This window comes from Pseudomonas sp. B6001 (genome assembly GCF_013386015.1).
Lineage (GTDB): Bacteria > Pseudomonadota > Gammaproteobacteria > Pseudomonadales > Pseudomonadaceae > Aquipseudomonas.
In genome coordinates this window covers 486,250-506,582 of sequence record NZ_JACAOX010000017.1, presented here as the reverse complement: position 1 = coordinate 506,582, position 20,333 = coordinate 486,250, and the positions used below count along the sequence as shown (strand labels likewise).

The window sequence follows — 20,333 nt, the reverse complement described above, 5'->3', positions numbered from 1 at the left end:
CCAAAGCCGGAGTGAGGGCACTCCGAGCCTAAGCGAGGAGCCGAGTGGTGGGGCAAGAGCGTTTTGCTTACTTTTGCGCTTTTCAAAAGTGAGCCGCTGTAAGAGCGGAACCAATACCAGCCATCACCCAAATAACGGATATACACCCAAAACACGCCCAATCTCACCAAAGACAACACCCAGTGACCACTGAGGCAACCTGTCACGCGGCAAAAGACCACGCCTTGCTCTCGCGAAAATGGGACTACTCTTTCAGCAATGCTTGATCCAGATCAAAACCTTCGCCGGGATTGCTCTGGCGGCCGCAAGGCCAGAATCCCTGCGTGGTTGGTTATAAAAAGAAACGAATTTGAATTCGCCACACTCCATATCCGTGGGGGCAGTGGGTGCAGGCCTCCAGCCAGCATTCGGTATTACCTGACAGAGGAAGACTTATGTTCGGTTTGGAGGCGCTAGATCTCGCCCGAATTCAATTCGCGTTCACCATCTCATTCCATATCCTGTTCCCGGCCATCACCATCGGCCTGGCCAGTTACCTTGCGGTGCTGGAAGGCCTGTGGCTCAAGACCCACAACGACACCTACCGTGACCTCTACCATTTCTGGTCGAAGATCTTTGCCGTCAACTTCGGCATGGGCGTGGTCTCCGGCCTGGTCATGGCCTATCAGTTCGGCACCAACTGGAGCCGCTTCTCGGACTTCGCCGGTGCCGTCACCGGGCCGTTGCTGACTTATGAGGTGCTCACGGCGTTCTTCCTCGAAGCCGGTTTCCTGGGGGTCATGCTGTTCGGCTGGAACAAGGTCGGACGCAAGCTGCACTTCTTTGCCACGGTGATGGTGGCCGTCGGCACGCTGATCTCGACTTTCTGGATTCTTGCCTCCAACAGCTGGATGCAGACGCCACAGGGCTTTGAAATCATTGATGGCCGGGTGATTCCAACCGACTGGCTGGCCGTGATCTTCAACCCGTCGTTCCCCTACCGCCTGATGCACATGGCCACGGCCGCGTTCGTCGCGACCGCGTTCTTCGTCGGCTCCTCGGCGGCCTGGCACTTGCTGCGCGGCAAGGACAACCCGGCGATCCGCACCATGCTGTCGATGGCGATGTGGATGGCGCTGATCGTTGCGCCGATCCAGGCGGTCATCGGTGACTTCCACGGCCTGAATACCCTCAAGCATCAGCCGGCGAAGATCGCCGCGATTGAAGGCCACTGGGAAAATATCGGCAACGAGCCCACGCCGCTGATCCTGTTCGGCTGGCCGGACATGAAGGCTGAAAAAACCAAGTTCGCAGTAGAAATTCCGTACCTGGGCAGCCTGATCCTGACCCACTCCCTGGACAAGCAGGTGCCGGCCCTCAAGGAGTTCCCGCCTGAGGACCGTCCCAACTCGACCATCGTGTTCTGGTCGTTCCGGGTCATGGTGGGCCTGGGCTTCCTGATGATCTTCACCGGCCTGTTCAGCCTCTGGCTGCGCCGTGGCGACAAGATGTACACGTCCAAGCCGTTCCTGTACCTGGCGCTGTGGATGGGCCCGTCCGGCCTGATCGCGATTCTCGCCGGCTGGTTCACCACCGAGATCGGCCGACAGCCGTGGGTGGTCTACGGGCTGATGCGCACGGCGGACGCCTCGTCCAACCACAGTTTTGCGCAGATGAGCATTACGTTGGTGTTGTTTGTGGTGGTGTACTTCGCGCTGTTCGGCGCTGGCCTGGGCTACATGATGCGCCTGGTGCGCAAAGGGCCTGTGACCCACGAAAGCACCGAGCCCACCCACGGTGGCCCTGGGCAGAAACGCACACCGGCGCGTCCGTTGTCGGCGGCTGATGACAGTGCCGATGCCGATCACGGCGACACCTTGAACAAGGGGAACTGAGCCATGGGTATTGATCTTCCGCTGATCTGGGCCGTGATCATCATCTTCGGCATCATGATGTACGTGGTCATGGATGGCTTCGACCTGGGGATCGGCATTCTCTTCCCGTTCATCCCGGGCAAGACCGACCGTGACGTGATGATGAACACCGTCGCCCCCGTGTGGGACGGCAACGAAACCTGGCTGGTACTCGGCGGCGCGGCGTTGTTTGGCGCGTTCCCGCTGGCCTATTCGGTGGTGCTCTCGGCGCTGTACCTGCCACTGATGCTGATGCTGATCGGGCTGATCTTTCGCGGCGTGGCGTTTGAGTTCCGCTTCAAGGCCAAGGACGACAAGCGTCACCTGTGGGACAAGGCCTTCATCGGCGGCTCGCTGGCAGCGACGTTCTTCCAGGGCGTGGCGCTGGGGGCGTTCATTGATGGCATCCCGGTGGTCGACCGGCAGTTTGCCGGTGGCTCCCTGGACTGGCTGACGCCGTTCACGATGTTCTGCGGCGTGGCCCTGATCGTGGCGTATGCGCTGCTGGGCTGCACCTGGCTGATCATGAAGACCGAAGGCAGCTTGCAGGAGAAGATGCACAACCTGGCCCGGCCCCTGGCCTTCGTGGTGCTGGCGGTGATCGGTATCGTCAGCCTCTGGACGCCGCTGGCCCACCCGGAAATCGCCTCGCGCTGGTTCACCCTGCCGAACCTGTTCTGGTTCCTGCCGGTGCCGATCCTGGTGTTGGTGACTATGTACGGCCTGATTCGCGCCGTGGCCCGCAATGCGCACTACACGCCGTTCCTGCTGACACTGGTGCTGATCTTCCTTGGCTACAGTGGCTTGGGGATCAGCCTGTGGCCGAACATCATCCCGCCGTCAGTCTCGATCTGGGACGCCGCCGCACCGCCGCAAAGCCAGGGCTTCATGCTGGTGGGCACCTTGTTCATCATTCCGTTCATCCTGGGCTACACCTTCTGGAGCTACTACGTGTTCCGCGGCAAGGTCACCCACGAAGACGGTTATCACTAGGAGGATTGACTCATGTCCGGCAAACCTTCGTTGCACGACATCGAACAGGCCGAGAAAAAGCCGCTCTGGCAGCGCCTGGGCTGGCTGGCGATGATTTGGACCGGCAGCGTCCTGGCCCTGTTCGTGGTGGCCAGCCTGATGCGCATGTTCATGAATGCCGCGGGCCTGACCACCCACTGACATCCCGTTGTAACTATTGCCCTCCTTTATGGAGGGCTTTTTTATTTGCGCGCTTTGAGAATCACGAACTTCGGCGTGGCCGCCACTTGCTCGACACCGCGGAACAACCGCGCCAACTTGGTGTGATAACCCAAGTGACGGTTGCCGACGATATACAGGGCGCCGCCCACTACCAACGCTTCCCGCGCTTGCTGGAACATGCGCCAGGCGAGGAAGTCTCCCACCACTTGCTGCTGGTGGAACGGCGGGTTGCACAGCACCACATCCAGTGACTGCGCTTCCTGATCGGCCAGGCCGTCGCCGGGGCGAATCAGCACGTCACGTTCGCCCAGCGCCGCGCGCCAGTTCTCGGCCGCCGATTGCACCGCCATATAAGACTCGTCGACCAGCGTGTACTGCGCCTCGGGGTTTTGCAGCGCGCTGGCAATCGCCAGGACGCCATTACCGCAACCCAGGTCGGCTACGCGGGCGCCGCCCAGGTTTTGTGGCAGGTGCGGCAGGAAGGCCCGGGTGCCGATGTCCAGGCCTTCGCGGCAGAACACGTTGGCGTGGTTGAGCAGTTCGATGGCCGGGGTTTCCAGGCTGTAGCGCGTAGGGTAGGGCGATACGGCGTGTGGCCGATCGGCCAGGGTGGCGATCAGCAGTCGGGCCTTTTTTACCGCCAGTGAGGCGTGCATCGGGCCGATGTAGCGCTCCAGCAGTTCGCCGGCAGCCCGTGGCAGGTGCTTGACCATCGCCCCGGCAATCACTTCGGCGCCGGGTGCCAGTTGACCTTGCAGGCGAATCAATTGTTCTTCGAGCAGGGCCAGGGTTTTCGGCACGCGGATCAGTACGCGGTCGAACGGCCCGGCAGGTGTCTGGCTGGCGGGCAGGAACGTTACCGCGTCGAAAGCCTTGCCGTTGCGCGCCAGGTTTTTCTCCAGGCCCAGGGCGCCGAGGAACGAGTCACCACTGGAGGTGACCCGCACATGCCCTTCGAGGCTGGCCGCCAGCGCGCCGAAACTGTCGTTGAGCACCAGGACGCGGGTCGCCGTCGTCAGCTGTTGTTCCGCCAGGTAGCTGAGCAAATACTCATCGGCTGCATCAAACGCTTGCAGCGGGTCGTTGTGCTGTTCTGGCTGACGGATCAGGTCGAGTTGGGCGAAGGGGCTGTCGAGCAGGGGCATGGCGGGGGAGACTCTGGGTAAGCGAACCATCGAGGTGAGCGGCGACGCGAGGCGCATCAGGGGCTCGCGTCATCACCCGGAACTGGCCGCAAATGTTACGTTTTTTTCCCCTGGATTACATGCGGTGTTTAAAACAACCCGCATTTGACTGCCGTGATCACTGCGGCAATCTTGTTACTGACCCCCAGTTTCTTCATCGCACTGCTGATATGGAAGCCGACCGTGCGTTCGGACAGGCACAGGATGGTGGCGATGTCCGAGGCGGTCTTGCCCAAGGCCGACCATTGCAGGATTTCGGTTTCCCGCGGGGTCAATTTGCTGGGCGCTTGCGGGCTGGGATTGTCTGCGTATTTTTTGGCCACCACCGCGTGCATGGCGTGGCAAATCCAGAGCACTTGCCCGGCTTTTTCATAGAGTTCTTCAGGGCCCACTGGGCCGGTGGCACGCCCCAGGCTCAACATGCTGAAAACACCCTGGAAGTCATGAACCGATTGGGTCCATCCGAAATTCAGTCCGTTGGACTGGGCATGGGCCCATAAGTCCGGTACCGAAGAAAAGGTTTTCTCGTCCCATACGATCGGTAGAACCGAGCGTTTGCAATGCGCAACCACAGGGTCGAGATCAAAGTAGTGCTCTTGTCTGTACAGCGTATTCCATTCATTTGAATAGTTGTTGAGGTTGATAGTTTTCGTTTGGTTGTTGGGTAGATGGGAACTAAGGGTGAATGCGCAGTATTGGAAGCCAAGCTCGTAGGTAAGGTTGAGGGCAGCTTCGTACATACTGGTTATTTCGCTTTCCCCTTCGAGTTTGGGCAGGCGAGTGTTGTGCCAGTTGACCATCGGTAACTCTCCATGCGAACGGTTTTTACATGGGGTACTTCCAAGGCCCCCGGTTACAACGTGAAAAAATAGTGTAGGACAACGGCTACAGCTCGGAATAAAAATTTGGTTATGTTCAAGCGGGCGTTAGGCCAATAACATTTGTACAACCTGGCTACGGTGTACAGGTTTCAGGCGTTCGATAAGATTTTTTTCCATTAGTTTTAAGAACTTGCTCTAAATGCGCCTTGTTAGTATTTAGTTACACTCCCTCATCTAATGGCTTGTTGGAAGGCGACTAATAGCCAAATATTTAGTACCGCCCAGCGGTTGCCACAATGGGCAGCGGCAATGCCAGCACAAACCATCGGTGTTTCCAGCCGGCGCTTTGGGGGACACTAGGGGCCTCTGCAAATGGAGTTTCCCATGACGGCCAGTGCTGAAAAATACACCCGCCAAACCCTGCTCGGCGTGCAATCGCTGACCCCCAGCCTGTTTACCCTGCGCACTACCCGAGACCCTGGTTTTCGTTTTCGCGCCGGACAATTCGTGCGTCTTGGGGTGACCAAGGCCGATGGCGGCATTGTGTGGCGTGCTTATTCGGTGGTGTCGTCGCCCTTTGATGAGCACCTGGATTTCTTTTCCATCGTGGTGCCGGGTGGCGAGTTCACCAGTGAGCTGAGCCGCCTGCGCGAGGGCGATACCCTGCTGGTAGAACGCCAGGCCACGGGCTTTCTGACCCTGGACCGGTTTGTGGATGGTCGCGATCTGTGGCTGCTGGGCACCGGGACCGGTATTGCGCCGTTTCTCTCGATCCTGCAGGACTTCGAAGTGTGGGAGAAATTCGAGCGGATCATCCTCGTCTATAGCGCCCGCGAAGCAAGGGAGCTGGCTTACCAGTCGTTGATCCATGAACTGGGCGAACGTGAGTACCTGGCAGAATACGCCCACAAGCTCACCTACATTCCCATTGTCACCCGCGAGCAACATCCGGGCGCGCTGAATGGGCGGATTACCACCCTGATCGAGAACGGCGAATTGGAGCGCGCCGCAGGCATCGAGCTGACCCCCGAGCATTCCAGGGTGATGATTTGCGGTAACCCGCAGATGATCGACGACACGCGTCAGTTGCTGAAACAGCGCGACATGCAACTGAGCCTGACCCGCCGTCCGGGGCAGGTCGCGGTAGAAAACTACTGGTAAAACAAAGGCGCCCTGCAGGCGCCTTTACTTTTTGCCGAGCTTACTCGGGCTTGCTGTTCTGTGCCTTGAGCAGATCGCGGATCTCCCCCAGCAGCACTTCTTCCTTGGTCGGGACCGGCGGCAGGCTAGGTGCCACGGCCTCTTCACGCTTCAGGCGGTTGATGGCCTTCACGCCCATGAAGATCGCAAACGCAACGATCACAAAGTCGATCACGCTCTGGATGAACTTGCCGTACGCCAGTACGACGGCCGGCGCATCGCCCTGGGCGGCTTTAAGCGTTACGGCCAGGTCGCCGAAGTCGACACCCCCGATCAACAGGCCGATAGGTGGCATCACCACGTCGCCTACAAAGGATGAAACAATTTTGCCGAAGGCGGCGCCGATGATAATACCGACCGCCATGTCGACCACATTACCTTTGACCGCGAAGGCCTTGAACTCACTTAACACGCCCATAGGTTATTCCTTGTTACAGATGAGGAGGTAGAAGCCAGTGTAAGACAGTGTGGCGAGGCTTGCTCGACACAACTGCTAACAGTGTCCGTTTTTATCGACACATTAAATCGCAAATAGTTTGCAAAGTGCCACCAATCGCGCGCGGAATACCCGCTATTTCAGTGGGTTACCACACTATTTTTTCAATCGCCATGGTAAGACTTTTCTACTTATCTTCTGACTCGCGTCTCACTAGCCTCTGGCAAGCACAACTCAATGTGCACTAAAAAAACCAGAGGATACCTCGATGAAAAACCCTATTAGCCGCGGGCCTATTTCTGCGCGACAGGTGCTGTTTGCAGTGAGCGCCAGTCTTCTTTCGCTGTCCGTACACGCCGCCAACCTCACGCGCGATAATGGCGCGGCGGTCGGTGACAATCAGAACTCGCAAACCGCCGGTGCGAATGGCCCGGTCCTGTTGCAAGACGTGCAACTGATCCAGAAGTTGCAGCGCTTTGATCGCGAGCGTATTCCGGAGCGCGTTGTGCACGCCCGTGGCACCGGCGCTCACGGTACTTTCACCGTCACCGATAACCTCAGCGACCTGACCAAGGCCAAGGTGTTTGCCGCCGGCGAAGCCACGCCGGTATTTGTGCGCTTCTCTGCGGTCGTTCACGGCAACCATTCGCCGGAAACCCTGCGTGACCCGCGCGGCTTCGCCACCAAGTTCTACACCGCCGAAGGTAATTGGGACCTGGTCGGTAATAACTTCCCGACATTCTTTATTCGCGATGCGATCAAGTTTCCGGACATGGTTCACGCCTTTAAACCCGATCCGCGCACTAACCTGGACGATGATTCCCGTCGCTTTGACTTCTTCTCCCATGTTCCGGAGTCCACTCGTACGTTGACCGAGTTGTACTCGGACTCCGGTACTCCAGCCAGTTACCGGGAAATGGACGGTAACGGTGTACATGCCTACAAGTTGATTAACGCCAAGGGCGAAGTGCACTACGTCAAGTTTCACTGGAAGAGCCTGCAAGGCATCAAGAACCTCGATCCTAAACAAGTGACTGAAGTACAGGGCCGTGACTACAGCCATATGACCAATGATTTGGTCACGCACATCAATAAGGGCGACTTCCCCAAGTGGGACCTGTATGTGCAAGTGCTGAAACCGGAAGACCTGGCCAAGTTTGATTTCGACCCGTTGGATGCCACCAAGATCTGGCCGGACGTACCGGAGCGCAAAGTCGGGCAGATGGTGCTGAACCGCAACCCGGCCAACGTCTTCCAGGAAACCGAGCAAGTCGCCATGGCGCCGGCCAACCTGGTGCCGGGCATCGAGCCGTCGGAAGACCGCCTGCTGCAAGGCCGGGTGTTCTCCTACGCCGATACGCAAATGTACCGCCTGGGGCCAAACGCCCTGCAACTGCCGATCAACGCACCCCGGGTGACCGTCAACAACGGTAACCAGGACGGCGCGATGAATTTCGGCAAGACCACCACTGGCGTGAACTACCAGCCAAGCCGCCTGCTGCCACGGGAAGAGCCGCAAACCGCGCGGTACAGCCAGTCGGCCCTGTCGGGCAGTACGCAGCAAGCGAAGATCCAGCGTGAGCAGAACTTCAAGCAGGCCGGCGACCTGTACCGCTCGTTCAACAAGAAAGAGCGTCAGGACTTGATCGACAACTTCGGAGGCTCCCTGGCCACCACCGATGACGAGAGCAAGCACATCATCCTGTCGTTCCTCTACAAGGCGGATCCGGAGTACGGCACCGGCGTGACCAAAGTGGCCAAGGGCGACCTGGCCCGCGTCAAGGCATTGGCCGAAAAGCTGACCGACTAACCGCCCACGCTCCCTGTAGGAGCCGGCTTGCCGGCGATAGCGCACACAAGTACGCCATCGCCGGCAAGCCGGCTCCTACAGGTGGCACATCACTGAGAATTTGCCATGCGAATCTTTATAGGCGCTGTCCTTGCGTGTTTGTCGTTCAGCGTATTGGCCGAACAAGCTGACCCGGCCGCGCTTAAGGCACAACTGCAGGATTACTACTTCGACGCCGCCCGCCGTGGCGACGTGGAAATGCTCAACACCTTCATCGAATCCGGCTATCCGCTGAACACCCAGGATGAAAAAGGCTACACGGCGCTGATTCTCGCCGCCTATCACGGCGAAAGTGCCTACGTGGACCGATTGCTCGCCGCCGGCGCCGATGCCTGCGTGCAGGACAAACGTGGCAACACGGCGTTGATGGGCGCGATCTTCAAGGGTGAGCTGAAAATCGCCCAGCGCCTGCTCGCCACCGACTGCAACCCCGACCAGCGCAACGGCGCCGGACAAACGGCGGCCATGTATGCCGGGCTGTTCAAGCGCGTGGAACTGCTGGATGAACTGAAAGCCAAGGGCGCCGATCTGAATGCCGAAGACCCGATCGGTAACAGCGCTTCACGTTTGGCCAGCGGTGAAATCCGTACCCCGGCGCCGCGCTGAGCTATCATCGCGGTTTTTCGGTTGGAGGTTCTCAAATGGCAAAGGCCAAGCGCATGTATGGCTGCACGGAGTGCGGCGCGACCTTTCCCAAGTGGGCCGGCCAGTGCACGGAATGCGGTGCGTGGAACACCCTGACCGAAACCATGATCGAGAGCGGCGGCGCCGTGGCCCCCAGCGGCCGTTCCGGCTGGACCGGGCAACAAACCCAGATCAAGACCCTGGCCGAAGTCAGCGTCGAAGAAATCCCGCGTTTCTCCACCGCTTCCGGTGAACTGGACCGGGTGCTGGGCGGCGGCCTGGTGGATGGTTCGGTGGTACTGATCGGCGGTGACCCGGGCATCGGTAAATCCACGATCCTGCTGCAAACCCTGTGCAGCATCGCCAGCCGCATGCCGGCGTTGTATGTCACCGGCGAAGAATCCCAGCAGCAGGTGGCCATGCGTGCGCGCCGCCTGGGCTTGCCTCAGGACCAACTGCGGGTGATGACCGAAACCTGCATCGAAAGCATCATCGCCACCGCGCGCCTGGAAAAGCCCAAGGTGATGGTGATCGATTCGATCCAGACGATTTTCACCGAACAACTGCAATCGGCACCGGGTGGCGTGTCCCAGGTGCGGGAAAGTGCCGCGCTGCTGGTGCGCTATGCGAAACAGAGCGGTACGGCGATTTTCCTGGTGGGCCACGTGACGAAAGAAGGCGCGCTGGCCGGCCCACGAGTGCTGGAACACATGGTCGACACCGTGCTGTATTTCGAAGGCGAGTCCGATGGGCGGTTGCGTTTGTTGCGGGCGGTGAAGAACCGTTTTGGCGCAGTCAACGAGCTGGGTGTGTTCGCCATGACTGACCGGGGCTTGAAAGAGGTCTCCAACCCGTCAGCGATTTTTCTTACCCGCGCCCAGGAAGAAGTCCCGGGCAGTGTGGTGATGGCAACGTGGGAAGGCACCCGACCGATGCTGGTGGAAGTCCAGGCGCTGGTGGACGACAGCCACTTGGCCAACCCGCGTCGTGTCACCCTGGGCCTGGACCAGAACCGGCTGGCGATGTTGCTGGCGGTATTGCACCGCCACGGCGGCATTCCCACCCATGACCAGGATGTATTCCTCAACGTGGTGGGCGGGGTCAAGGTGCTGGAAACCGCGTCTGACTTGGCGTTGATGGCGGCGGTGATGTCCAGCCTGCGCAACCGGCCGTTGCCCCATGATTTGCTGGTGTTTGGCGAAGTGGGCCTGTCGGGTGAAGTGCGCCCGGTGCCCAGTGGCCAGGAGCGTTTGAAGGAAGCGGCCAAGCACGGCTTCAAGCGCGCCATCGTGCCCAAGGGCAATGCGCCGAAAGAAATGCCACCGGGGCTGCAAGTGATCGGGGTGACGCGCCTGGAGCAGGCGCTGGATGCCCTGTTCGAATAGTCGCCAGCCACCCATCACCCCTGTAGGAGCCGGGCTTGCCCGCGATGGCGGTGTATCAGCTGATTAATATGCAAACTGACACACCGCCATCGCAGGCAAGCCAGCTCCCACATGTTCAGGTCTCCAGCAAGGCGGCGAATTCCCGCTCCAGCTCTGCCTGATCACCGAGGTTCAGCTCGATTATCCGCCGCAGGTGGCTGATGGAGTCGAGGTCGATGTGTTCGCACACAAAGCCGAGCTGCCCATGATCGTCGTGGGTTAGCCGCACCTGCATCTTCACGTCGGTCTCGGCGTCGAGATGAATGTCCACATCGAACGATTCGTAGCGATGGCCGTGCCATTCTTGCGGCCGTTGCACCAGCAAGCCCTTGAGCGACAAATCTACCAATTGCACCGACCAGACATGGCCGTCTTGCGTGAGCTCGGTCCTGGCGTCGAAGGCAATGCGTCGGAAACGGCGTCGGTCTGAAGGCTGTTCGCTCATGGTGAAACCCTCTGTGGATAAAGGAATTGTAGCCGTGCGCCATCATGGGACGGTTTTTTCTGCTTTTTTCGCTCCGGCAAGGCTCTAGACCAACGTAGGGGGGTGGCCTTTAAGGCCAGTAGCGCTAAACTCGGGATGGCTGTCTTTCTGTCCACCCTGGCTGGAATATAAAAATGAAAAATAATAATAGCCTGCTACGCCATCTACCCTGGCTGCTGCTGGCAATCGTAGGAGCGTGCGCCCTGGGCGTAGTGGCCTTGCGCCGCGGCGAGGCGATCAACGCCTTGTGGATCGTGGTCGCAGCAGTGGCCATTTATCTGGTTGCTTACCGTTACTACAGTCTGTTCATCGCTAACCATGTGATGCAGCTCGATCCACTGCGGGCTACCCCCGCTGTGCTGAACAACGACGGTCTGGACTATGTGCCGACCAACAAACACATCCTTTTTGGTCACCACTTCGCGGCAATCGCCGGCGCAGGGCCATTGGTCGGCCCGGTACTGGCGGCGCAGATGGGCTACCTGCCCGGCACGTTGTGGCTGATCGCCGGCGTGGTGCTGGCCGGGGCGGTGCAGGACTTCATGGTCCTGTTCCTGTCCACTCGTCGCAACGGCCGTTCCCTGGGGGACATGGTCCGCGAAGAAATGGGCCGTGTGCCCGGGACCATCGCGCTGTTCGGCTGCTTCCTGATCATGATCATCATCCTCGCGGTGCTGGCGCTGATCGTGGTCAAGGCCCTGGCCGAAAGCCCGTGGGGCATCTTCACGGTGATGGCAACCATTCCGATCGCGATGTTCATGGGCATTTACATGCGCTACATCCGCCCGGGCCGCATCGGTGAAATCTCGATTGTCGGCGTGCTGTTGCTGCTGGGTTCGATCTGGCTGGGCGGGCAGATTGCCGCTGACCCGGTGTGGGCCAAGGCCTTCAGCTTCACCGGCATCCAGATCACCTGGATGCTGGTGGGTTATGGCTTCGTGGCTGCCGTGCTGCCAGTGTGGCTGATCCTCGCACCACGGGACTACCTGTCTACGTTCCTGAAAATCGGCACCATCATCGCCCTGGCGATTGGCATCCTGGTGACCATGCCCGACCTGAAAATGCCGGCGCTGACCCAGTTCATCGATGGCACCGGCCCGGTGTGGAAGGGCGGCCTGTTCCCGTTCCTGTTCATCACCATCGCCTGTGGCGCGGTCTCGGGTTTCCACGCACTGATCTCCTCGGGCACCACGCCCAAGTTGCTGGCCAGTGAAGGGCACGCCCGTTACATCGGCTACGGCGGCATGTTGATGGAGTCGTTCGTGGCCATCATGGCGATGGTTGCCGCTTCGGTGATCGAGCCAGGGGTGTACTTCGCCATGAACAGCCCGGCCGCGATTGTCGGCGGTGACGTGGTGGCTGTGGCGCAAACCGTCAGCAGCTGGGGTTTTGCAATTACCCCGGAAGCGTTGCAGGCGGTGGCCCATGACATTGGTGAGTCCACCATCCTGGCCCGTGCCGGTGGTGCGCCGACCCTGGCGGTGGGTATCGCGCAGATCCTGCACAGCGTCCTGCCGGGTGAAAACACCATGGCGTTCTGGTACCACTTTGCGATCCTGTTCGAAGCGCTGTTCATCCTGACTGCGGTCGACGCCGGTACCCGTGCCGGTCGCTTCATGCTGCAGGATTTGCTCGGCTCCTTCGTGCCGGCGCTCAAGCGTACCGAGTCCTGGACGGCCAACCTGATCGCTACCGCAGGTTGCGTGGCGATGTGGGGTTACCTGCTGTATCAAGGCGTGATCGACCCACTGGGCGGCATCAACACCTTGTGGCCGCTGTTCGGTATCTCCAACCAGATGCTGGCCGGTATCGCGCTGATGCTCGCCACCGTTGTGCTGATCAAAATGAAACGCCAGCGCTACATCTGGGTGACCATGCTGCCAGCCGTATGGCTGCTGATCTGCACCGTGACCGCAGGCTTCATCAAGCTGTTCGACGCTAACCCGGCGATCGGCTTCCTGTCCCTGGCCAAGAAATACAGCGACGCCCTGGCCGGCGGCCAGATCCTCGCACCGGCCAAGAGCATCGACCAGATGCAACACGTGATCTGGAACGCCTACACCAACGCAACGCTGACGGCGCTGTTCCTGTTCGTGGTCCTCAGCATCCTGTTCTATGCGCTCAAAGTCGGCATTGCCGCCTGGGGCAAAAAGGAACGTACGGACAAAGAAGCGCCATACCAGGCCATCCCGGACGCGTGATAGAGGATTGCAATCATGTTCAATGACATCAGTCGCCTCGGTAAATACCTCGGTCAGGCCGCGCGCCTGATGGTCGGCATGCCCGACTACGACACTTACGTCGAGCATATGCAAACCAAGCACCCGGACAAACCGATGATGGACTACAAGGCGTTCTTCCGGGAACGCCAGGAAGCCCGTTACGGCGGCAAGGGTGGGCCCAAGTGCTGCTAGCCCGGTAGTTCGGGCTGCGGTAATCCCTTGTGGGAGCGGGCTTGCTCGCGAAGGCGGTCTTTCAGTGATGCATGTGCTGACTGACACGCCGCCTTCGCGAGCAAGCCCGCTCCCACATTTGTTTTGTGTTTCTTCAAGGAGAATTCTTTGTCCTCTCCCATTCCCGTCACCGTCCTCAGCGGCTTCCTCGGCGCTGGCAAGACCACCTTGTTGCGTCACCTGCTCAAGGCCGAGCACGGCTTGAAAATCGCCGTGATCGAAAATGAATTCAGCGACGCCGGTATCGACACCCAACTGCTGGGCAGCGAGCCGGTGCAAGTCATGACCCTCTCCAATGGCTGCGTGTGCTGCACCATCCACACTGACCTGACCAAGGCCCTGTACCTGTTGCTGGAGCGCCTGGACAGCGGCGAGATCGCCTTCGACCGCCTGGTGATCGAGTGCACCGGCCTGGCCGACCCGGCCCCTGTGGCCCAGACCTTTTTCATCGATGAAGAACTGCGCGAGCGCTACATCCTCGACGGCATCATCACCCTGGTGGACGCGGCCCACGCCGAGCACCACCTGACCCAGACCATCGCCCAGGCGCAGATCGGGTTTGCCGACCGCCTGCTGGTGAGCAAGCGCGACCTGGTGGACGATGCCACCTTCGACGCCCTCAGCGAGCGCCTGACTCGTATCAACCGCCGGGCGCCGATTCGTGTGGTGGAACACGGCAAGATCGACCTCGCCGAACTGCTGGATGTGCGCGGCTTCAACCTCAACGCCGGCATGAGCCTGCGCCCGGTGAGCCAGGCGCCGTCCATCGATCGTATTTCCAGCCTGGTGCTGCGCACTGACCAGCCGCTGGATATCGACAAACTCAGCGAGTTCATGAACGAGCTGCTGGAAGACCACGGCAAGCAATTGCTGCGCTACAAAGGCGTGCTGAACATTGCCGGGGAAGACCGGCGCATGGTGTTCCAGGGCGTGCTGAAGCTCTACGGGTTCGATTGGGACACCGAATGGGCCGAAGGCGAAGCGCGGGAAAGTGTGATTGTGTTTATTGCTGACGAGTTGCCGGAAGAGAAGATTCGCGAAGGCTTTGCGCGGGTTTACCAATCCTGACTTGAAACGCAGTCAAAATGTGGGAGCGGGCTTGCTCGCGAAAGCGGTGTATCAGTCAGCCCATGCATCACTGACACAGCGCTTTCGCGAGCAAGCCCGCTCCCACATTTGATGTCATTTCAAATTGAGAAAGCAGCGTTTTCAGGCATAAAAAAGCCCGGCTCAAGAGCCGGGCTTTTCATTCAAGCAACTGCAATCAAGCGCCGTATACCGGCAGCTTCTTGCAGATGGCCTTGACCTTCTCACGCACAGCGTCAATCACTGCTTCGTTGTTCAGGTCAGCCAGGATGTCGCAGATCCAGCCAGCCAGTTCCTTGCACTCTGCTTCCTTGAAGCCACGAGTGGTCACAGCCGGGGTGCCGAAGCGCAGGCCGGAGGTGACGAACGGCGAACGTGGGTCGTTCGGTACCGAGTTCTTGTTCACGGTGATGAAGGCTTTGCCCAGAGCGGCGTCAGCGTCTTTACCGGAGATGTCCTGCTTGATCAGCGACAGCAGGAACAGGTGGTTCTCAGTACCGCCGGACACCACGTCAAAACCGCGCTCGATGAACACGCCGGCCATGGCCTTGGCGTTTTTCACCACTTGCTGCTGGTAGGTCTTGAACTCAGGCTGCAGGGCTTCCTTGAAGCAGATCGCTTTGGCGGCGATCACGTGCTCCAGCGGGCCACCCTGGCCGCCCGGGAATACCGCGGAGTTCAGCTTCTTCTCGATCTCGGCGTTGGCGCGAGCCAGGATCAGGCCGCCACGTGGACCGCGCAGGGTCTTGTGGGTGGTGGTGGTCACGACGTCAGCGAACGGAACCGGGTTCGGGTAGACGCCAGCGGCGACCAGACCGGCCACGTGGGCCATGTCGACGAACAGGTAGGCGCCGACCTTGTCAGCGATTTCGCGGAAGCGTGGGAAATCCAGGATCTGCGAGTAGGCAGAGAAACCGGCCACGATCATTTTTGGCTTGTGCTCAACGGCCAGGCGCTCGACTTCGTCGTAGTCGATCAGGCCGTTGCCGTCGATGCCGTACTGAACGGCGTTGTACAGCTTGCCGGAGGAGGAAACGCTGGCGCCGTGGGTCAGGTGACCGCCGTGGGCCAGGCTCATGCCCAGGATGGTGTCGCCCGCTTGCAGCAGGGCCAGGTACACGGCGCTGTTGGCTTGGGAGCCGGCGTGTGGCTGGACGTTGGCGTAATCGGCGCCGAACAGTTCCTTGGCGCGGTCGATGGCCAGTTGCTCAACGATGTCGACGAACTCGCAACCGCCGTAGTAGCGCTTGCCCGGATAGCCTTCGGCGTACTTGTTGGTCAGAACCGAACCTTGAGCCTCCATCACGGCGGGGCTGGTGTAGTTTTCCGAAGCGATCAGCTCAATGTGCTCTTCCTGGCGCTGAGCTTCTTGCTCCATGGCGGCAAAGAGATCGGCGTCGTACTTGGCAATAGTCAAATCACGGCTGAACATGGCGGTCCTCAAGGATCGGGGGCAGAAAAGAAGCGCATTCTAACCCAATGGGTTTTAGATGGCATATGAAAGGACATCATGTCGCGGACAAGCGGGGCTCATCTGGGGATAGGTGGTGTTTGTTCGGGCCCCTTCGCGAGCAAGCCCGCTCCCACATTCAATCGGGTTCCTTCAGGTGGAATACGGTCGAATGTGGGAGCGGGCTTGCTCGCGAAGAGGCCATCCGCATCACCTGAGGATTTCAGTCGAACATGAACAGCGCATCATTGCTGAACTGCGCCTCAAACCGGTTCGCCGGCATCGGTCGCCCGAACAGGTAGCCCTGCACCTCATCGCAACCGTGCTCCCGCAGGAAGTCCAGCTGCTCATGGGTTTCCACACCCTCGGCGATCACCGCCAGGTTCAGGCTGTGGGCCATGGCGATAATCGCCCGGGCAATCTGCGCATCCTGCTCACCCGACGGCAGGCCGTCGACAAAGGTACGGTCGATCTTCAGCACGTCGATGGGGAACTGCTTGAGGTAGTTCAACGATGAATAACCGGTGCCGAAGTCATCTACCGCGATGCTCAGGCCGAGGTTTTTCAGGCTGGCGAGGATCTGCATCGCTTCGTTGACCTCGCGCATCAGGATACTTTCGGTCAGCTCCAGCTCCAGGCACGCCGGCGGCAGGCCGGTGTCCTTGAGGATGGTGGCGATGCGCTCGCCCAGTTGTCCGTCGGAGAACTGCCGGGCCGAAATGTTGACCGAGACCTTGGGTACCCGCACCTTGTTCTGGTGCCAGGTCTTGAGTTGGCGGCAGGCTTCGCTGATCACCCAGTCACCCACGTCCACCACCAGCCCCAACTCCTCCAACACCGGGATGAAGTCCCCCGGCGGCACCAGCCCGCGACGCGGATGGCGCCAGCGCAGCAGGGCTTCGGCGCCGGTCAAACGTTTGCCGTCGCCGCTGAACTGCGGCTGGTAATACAGCACGAATTCGTTCTGTTCCAGGGCGTGGCGCAGGTCGCTTTCCAGCTCCAGGCGTTCCAGGGCGCTGGCGTTCATGTCGGCCTGGTAGAACTGGAAGTTGTTCTTGCCCCGCTCCTTGGCGTGGTACATCGCCGTGTCGGCGTTTTTCATCAACTGGCTGAGTTCATTGCCGTCCTGCGGGCTCAGGGCGATGCCGATACTGGCGGTGACGAAGAACTCGCGGCCCTCCAGCACAAACGGCTTCACCAGGCTGGCCAGGATCTGCTCGGCCACGTGAATCGCCCGGTTCAGCGCCATCTCACGGTTGACCCGCGGTTGCAGCAGCAAGGTGAATTCGTCGCCGCCCATGCGCGCCACGGTGTCGTCTTCGGCGACGCAGCCCAGCAGGCGGGTGGCCATTTCCTTGAGCATGCGGTCGCCGGCGGCGTGGCCCAGGGAGTCGTTGATCGGCTTGAAGCGGTCTAGGTCGAGGAACATCAACACCACCCACGACTTCTGCCGTTCCGCCGATTGCAGCGCGGTGTGCAGGCGGTCCTGGAACAGCGTGCGGTTGGGCAGGTGGGTCAGGGCGTCGTAGTAGGCCAGGCGATGGATGCGCTGCTCGCTGGCCTTGCGTTCGCTGATGTCGCTGAAGAAGCACACGTAGCTGGCCAGGTCGCCTTCGTCATCGAACACGGCAGTAATTCCGACCCAGGCCGGGTAATGCTCGCCGTTGCGGCGCTTGAGCCACACTTCGCCTTCCCAGGTGCTGTGCTGGTGCAATTGCTTGAGCACGTAGCGCAGGTGGGCTTCCTGCTGTTCGTCGACGGTGAGCATGTTCGGCAACTGGTCGAGCACGTCCGCCACCGCATAACCGCTGACCCGGCTGAACGCCTCGTTGGCCTGCACGATGTAGCCGGCCGGGTCGGTGATCAGGATCGCCGAGGTGGAGTGTTCGAATACCGTGGCCGCCATGCGAAGGTCTTTTTCCGCACGGCGCTGCTGGCTGATATCACGACCCACGCCAAGGATGCCCTCGAATGCGCCGTGTTCGTCCCACACCAGCACCAGGCGCAGTTCGATGGGGATCTTGCGCCCGTCGGCCCGCAGGCAGTCGAACAGGAACAGTTGGGTCTGCACGTCGTTGCGCAAGGCCGCGAGGGATTCGGGTTGGTCCAGGGCGCGGCTGACTTGCTCCACCAGGGAGTAGATACCGGTCAGTTGCTGCGGGTTGGCGATGGTCGATTGCCAGCCGTTTTCGAAGATCCAGTCGACGTCATAGCCCAGCACCGCGTTCACCGAAGGGCTGACGTAGTTGAGGGCCAGCTTGCTGTCGGTGGAGAAGATTACGTCGCTGATGCTTTCCGCCAGCATGCGGTAGCGCTGTTCGCTGTCACGCAGGGATTCACTGGCTTCGATCTGGTCGGTGATGTCCTTGGCGACGCCGATGATGCGCGTCACCTGGTCAGTCTTGTCACGGGCCAGGGCCTGTTCGCGGATGTCGAAGCGCCGCCATTGGTTGTTGCGGTGGCGAAAGCGCAACTGGCACTGCAACTGGCTCAGGTAGCCGGCCTGGCGCTGTTGCAGGCGCAGGTCGTGGTAGCGCTCGGCGTCTTCGGGGTGCAGCAGGATCTCCCAGAAGTACTCGCCCATCTGCTGCAGCTCGGGCTTGTTGTAGCCCAGGGTGTGGCCCAGGTGGTGGTTGCTGAAAATCATCCGCTGGCTGATCACGTCCTGCACATACAGGTGATCGGGCACGGTGCGCACCACGTCCGACCAGAAACTCTCGCGCTCCACCAGTGACAACTCGATCAGCTTGCGGCTGGTGATGTCGCTGATGCTCAGGATCACGGCCTTGAAGTCGTCCTGTTGTTCCGGCAGGCGCATCACCAGCCACAGGTATTGGTCGTTGCCTTCGATATCGCTGAGCTGGATTTCCAGTTCAAGCTGCTTCTGCTGGGTCAGCACCGCGTCGATCACCTGGTTGCCGATGGCGGTCGGGCTCGACGGGCAGGCGTCGATCAGGCGCTCCCAGGCCTGCTCGCAAGAAGCGACATTCAGCAGGCGCACCGCCACCTGGTTGACCTCGGTGATGCGCAGTTCCTTGAGCAGTTGCTGGCGCTGTTCCGGGTTGTCTTGCAGCAACTGTTGCAACTGCTCGCGGGTTTGCAGTCGGGCTCTATCGAAGAACGCGCGCAGGCCCGACAGGTCGAGCACGCAAAGGGCCACGCCGGTGCCTTCGAAAATATCCTGGTAGCGCCGGCGGCCCTCGTGCACCTGGCGCTGGCGGCGGCGCATGTTCAGCAGCACGATCACCGGGATCAGCGAGAAGGCCAGGCCCAGCAGGCATTTGCCGATAAAGGCTGGCAGCAGTTGCTCCAGCACGGCGGCGCGGTCGAACAGGCCGCGCAGTTGCCAGTCGCTCTTGCTCAGGGGCGTGACCAGTACACTTTTGTTCAACTCGTCCGGGGTCAACGCGGTGGCCCATTGGGCCGGCATCCCGCTGTCACGGCTGACCACCCGGTGGTTCAGGCGGTTTTCGATGACCCACATCGGGCGCTGGCCCTGGCCATCCTGGCGGGTCAGGTTGGCCAGGTAATTGGGGGCCAGGCGCAAGGCCCAGTACATCTTGGTGCCGCCGCTGGGCTGGTGCAGCAGCAGGTAGATGACGGTGCCGTCGTTGTTGTTGCTCAGGTAATAGGACTGGGCGTGGCTGCGCTTGACCAGTTCTTCGAGCCAGGCGCTGTCCTGGCTGTCGCTGGCGCTGTCACTGATCATCGCGCCGCTGGGGGCGAGCAGGGCGACGCTGCGCAACTCCGGCAAGGAGCGTTGCAAGGTGCGCATCAGGATTTGTTGCTGTTCGGCGTCCCGCGGCGGTTCGACGATCGGCAGCAGGTTCAGCGCAATCTGCGCACTGAGGGCCATGTTCAGGCTGATCTGTTCGGCCAGGTCGGCGCTGTAGTCGATGGTGTATTGCTGCTGGTTTTTCTGGTTTTGCTGCAACTGGTCCAGCAGTTGCCAGAACAATAACGCGAGCAGCAACAAAACCAGCGTCGCCAATGCGCCCTTCAGGGTTCCGTGCAGGGGCGCTCCCGGCGCTATATGAGCGGCGCGCAGGGGAGTTGGCGGCGTTACGTTGGACAAACTGTGATCCTGCGGTTTGGCTGGACTGGCGCGCGACGTGCACTATAAGCCGGACGCCCGGAGGGCGGCTAGCATGCCTTGTGTTGTGGCAAAGTGCCAGCCCCGCCTGGCTGGACTGCCCACCCGCATTCAGGTAGCTTTGCCGGTTACGCGAGGGCGTT

At 60.4% G+C, this 20,333-nt stretch carries 16 protein-coding genes; 10 read left to right on the top strand and 6 right to left on the bottom strand.

The window, feature by feature from the left end:
• Positions 1–434 precede the first annotated feature (434 nt).
• From HX821_RS19685 to HX821_RS19675, 3 genes are read left to right on the top strand one after another with little or no spacing between them, the layout of a single operon-like run.
• Positions 435–1,874 carry a cytochrome ubiquinol oxidase subunit I gene (locus HX821_RS19685; RefSeq protein WP_008432808.1) on the top strand — a complete coding sequence of 480 codons (1,440 nt, stop codon included), beginning with the start codon at positions 435–437 and terminating at the stop codon, positions 1,872–1,874.
• A 3-nt stretch (positions 1,875–1,877) separates the two neighbouring features.
• A complete protein-coding gene (gene cydB, locus HX821_RS19680; protein ID WP_008432810.1) occupies positions 1,878–2,885 on the top strand; it encodes a cytochrome d ubiquinol oxidase subunit II in 1,008 nt (335 codons plus the stop codon).
• A gap of 12 nt (positions 2,886–2,897) precedes the next feature.
• Complete coding sequence (locus HX821_RS19675) at positions 2,898–3,065, top strand: DUF2474 domain-containing protein (protein ID WP_003215809.1); 168 nt, start codon at positions 2,898–2,900, stop codon at positions 3,063–3,065.
• A 41-nt stretch (positions 3,066–3,106) separates the two neighbouring features.
• Here HX821_RS19675 and HX821_RS19670 read toward each other — a convergent pair whose 3' ends face one another.
• Together HX821_RS19670 and HX821_RS19665 are read right to left on the bottom strand one after the other, a co-directional pair.
• Positions 3,107–4,231, bottom strand: a complete 1,125-nt coding sequence (locus HX821_RS19670; protein WP_177036245.1) for a methyltransferase — start codon at positions 4,229–4,231, stop codon at positions 3,107–3,109.
• A 128-nt stretch (positions 4,232–4,359) separates the two neighbouring features.
• Positions 4,360–5,070 (bottom strand): LuxR family transcriptional regulator, encoded by a 711-nt coding sequence (locus HX821_RS19665; RefSeq protein ID WP_003215813.1) that lies wholly within the window; start codon positions 5,068–5,070, stop codon positions 4,360–4,362.
• A 405-nt stretch (positions 5,071–5,475) separates the two neighbouring features.
• On the opposite strand from HX821_RS19665, the gene HX821_RS19660 reads away from it, so the two are divergent.
• Positions 5,476–6,252, top strand: coding sequence for a ferredoxin--NADP reductase (locus tag HX821_RS19660; protein WP_177036244.1), 777 nt, complete (start codon positions 5,476–5,478; stop codon positions 6,250–6,252).
• Positions 6,253–6,292: 40 nt separating this feature from the next.
• On the opposite strand, the gene mscL is transcribed toward HX821_RS19660, so the two are convergent.
• On the bottom strand, positions 6,293–6,709 hold the full coding sequence (gene mscL, locus HX821_RS19655; RefSeq protein WP_003215816.1) for a large-conductance mechanosensitive channel protein MscL: 417 nt from the start codon (positions 6,707–6,709) through the stop codon (positions 6,293–6,295).
• Positions 6,710–6,995: 286 nt separating this feature from the next.
• Here mscL and katB point away from each other — a divergent pair, with 286 nt between their 5' ends.
• The 3 genes from katB (at position 6,996) to radA (ending at position 10,585) form a co-directional block, all read left to right on the top strand.
• Complete coding sequence (katB, locus tag HX821_RS19650; RefSeq protein WP_003215817.1) at positions 6,996–8,537, top strand: catalase KatB; 1,542 nt, start codon at positions 6,996–6,998, stop codon at positions 8,535–8,537.
• Between the two features lie 105 nt (positions 8,538–8,642).
• On the top strand, positions 8,643–9,182 hold the full coding sequence (locus HX821_RS19645) for an ankyrin repeat domain-containing protein (protein WP_087695252.1): 540 nt from the start codon (positions 8,643–8,645) through the stop codon (positions 9,180–9,182).
• Between the two features lie 35 nt (positions 9,183–9,217).
• The gene (gene radA, locus HX821_RS19640; protein ID WP_003215821.1) at positions 9,218–10,585 is read left to right on the top strand and encodes a DNA repair protein RadA; all 1,368 of its coding nucleotides are present in this window, start codon (positions 9,218–9,220) and stop codon (positions 10,583–10,585) included.
• A 115-nt stretch (positions 10,586–10,700) separates the two neighbouring features.
• Here radA and HX821_RS19635 read toward each other — a convergent pair whose 3' ends face one another.
• The gene (locus tag HX821_RS19635) at positions 10,701–11,069 is read right to left on the bottom strand and encodes a PilZ domain-containing protein (protein WP_003215824.1); all 369 of its coding nucleotides are present in this window, start codon (positions 11,067–11,069) and stop codon (positions 10,701–10,703) included.
• A gap of 173 nt (positions 11,070–11,242) precedes the next feature.
• On the opposite strand from HX821_RS19635, the gene HX821_RS19630 reads away from it, so the two are divergent.
• From HX821_RS19630 to yjiA, 3 genes are all read left to right on the top strand, one after another.
• A complete protein-coding gene (locus HX821_RS19630; protein WP_177036243.1) occupies positions 11,243–13,309 on the top strand; it encodes a carbon starvation CstA family protein in 2,067 nt (688 codons plus the stop codon).
• Between the two features lie 15 nt (positions 13,310–13,324).
• Entirely contained in the window at positions 13,325–13,522 is a 198-nt protein-coding gene (locus tag HX821_RS19625) for a YbdD/YjiX family protein (protein ID WP_003176208.1), read from the top strand.
• Between the two features lie 147 nt (positions 13,523–13,669).
• Positions 13,670–14,629, top strand: coding sequence for a GTPase (gene yjiA, locus HX821_RS19620; RefSeq protein WP_003215828.1), 960 nt, complete (start codon positions 13,670–13,672; stop codon positions 14,627–14,629).
• 196 nt (positions 14,630–14,825) lie between these two features.
• On the opposite strand, the gene glyA is transcribed toward yjiA, so the two are convergent.
• A complete protein-coding gene (gene glyA, locus HX821_RS19615) occupies positions 14,826–16,079 on the bottom strand; it encodes a serine hydroxymethyltransferase (RefSeq protein WP_008432824.1) in 1,254 nt (417 codons plus the stop codon).
• 241 nt (positions 16,080–16,320) lie between these two features.
• The gene (locus HX821_RS19610) at positions 16,321–20,172 is read right to left on the bottom strand and encodes a bifunctional diguanylate cyclase/phosphodiesterase (protein ID WP_023659180.1); all 3,852 of its coding nucleotides are present in this window, start codon (positions 20,170–20,172) and stop codon (positions 16,321–16,323) included.
• Positions 20,173–20,333 lie beyond the last annotated feature (161 nt).

Excerpts from the sequence above, each read along its gene's own strand:
- HX821_RS19685 (WP_008432808.1), top strand. The coding sequence starts at position 435 with ATGTTCGGTTTGGAGGCGCTAGATCTCGCCCGAATTCAATTCGCGTTC.
- cydB (WP_008432810.1), top strand. The coding sequence starts at position 1,878 with ATGGGTATTGATCTTCCGCTGATCTGGGCCGTGATCATCATCTTCGGC.
- HX821_RS19675 (WP_003215809.1), top strand. The coding sequence starts at position 2,898 with ATGTCCGGCAAACCTTCGTTGCACGACATCGAACAGGCCGAGAAAAAG.
- HX821_RS19670 (WP_177036245.1), bottom strand. The coding sequence starts at position 4,231 with ATGCCCCTGCTCGACAGCCCCTTCGCCCAACTCGACCTGATCCGTCAG.
- HX821_RS19665 (WP_003215813.1), bottom strand. The coding sequence starts at position 5,070 with ATGGTCAACTGGCACAACACTCGCCTGCCCAAACTCGAAGGGGAAAGC.
- HX821_RS19660 (WP_177036244.1), top strand. The coding sequence starts at position 5,476 with ATGACGGCCAGTGCTGAAAAATACACCCGCCAAACCCTGCTCGGCGTG.
- mscL (WP_003215816.1), bottom strand. The coding sequence starts at position 6,709 with ATGGGCGTGTTAAGTGAGTTCAAGGCCTTCGCGGTCAAAGGTAATGTG.
- katB (WP_003215817.1), top strand. The coding sequence starts at position 6,996 with ATGAAAAACCCTATTAGCCGCGGGCCTATTTCTGCGCGACAGGTGCTG.
- HX821_RS19645 (WP_087695252.1), top strand. The coding sequence starts at position 8,643 with ATGCGAATCTTTATAGGCGCTGTCCTTGCGTGTTTGTCGTTCAGCGTA.
- radA (WP_003215821.1), top strand. The coding sequence starts at position 9,218 with ATGGCAAAGGCCAAGCGCATGTATGGCTGCACGGAGTGCGGCGCGACC.
- HX821_RS19635 (WP_003215824.1), bottom strand. The coding sequence starts at position 11,069 with ATGAGCGAACAGCCTTCAGACCGACGCCGTTTCCGACGCATTGCCTTC.
- HX821_RS19630 (WP_177036243.1), top strand. The coding sequence starts at position 11,243 with ATGAAAAATAATAATAGCCTGCTACGCCATCTACCCTGGCTGCTGCTG.
- HX821_RS19625 (WP_003176208.1), top strand. The coding sequence starts at position 13,325 with ATGTTCAATGACATCAGTCGCCTCGGTAAATACCTCGGTCAGGCCGCG.
- glyA (WP_008432824.1), bottom strand. The coding sequence starts at position 16,079 with ATGTTCAGCCGTGATTTGACTATTGCCAAGTACGACGCCGATCTCTTT.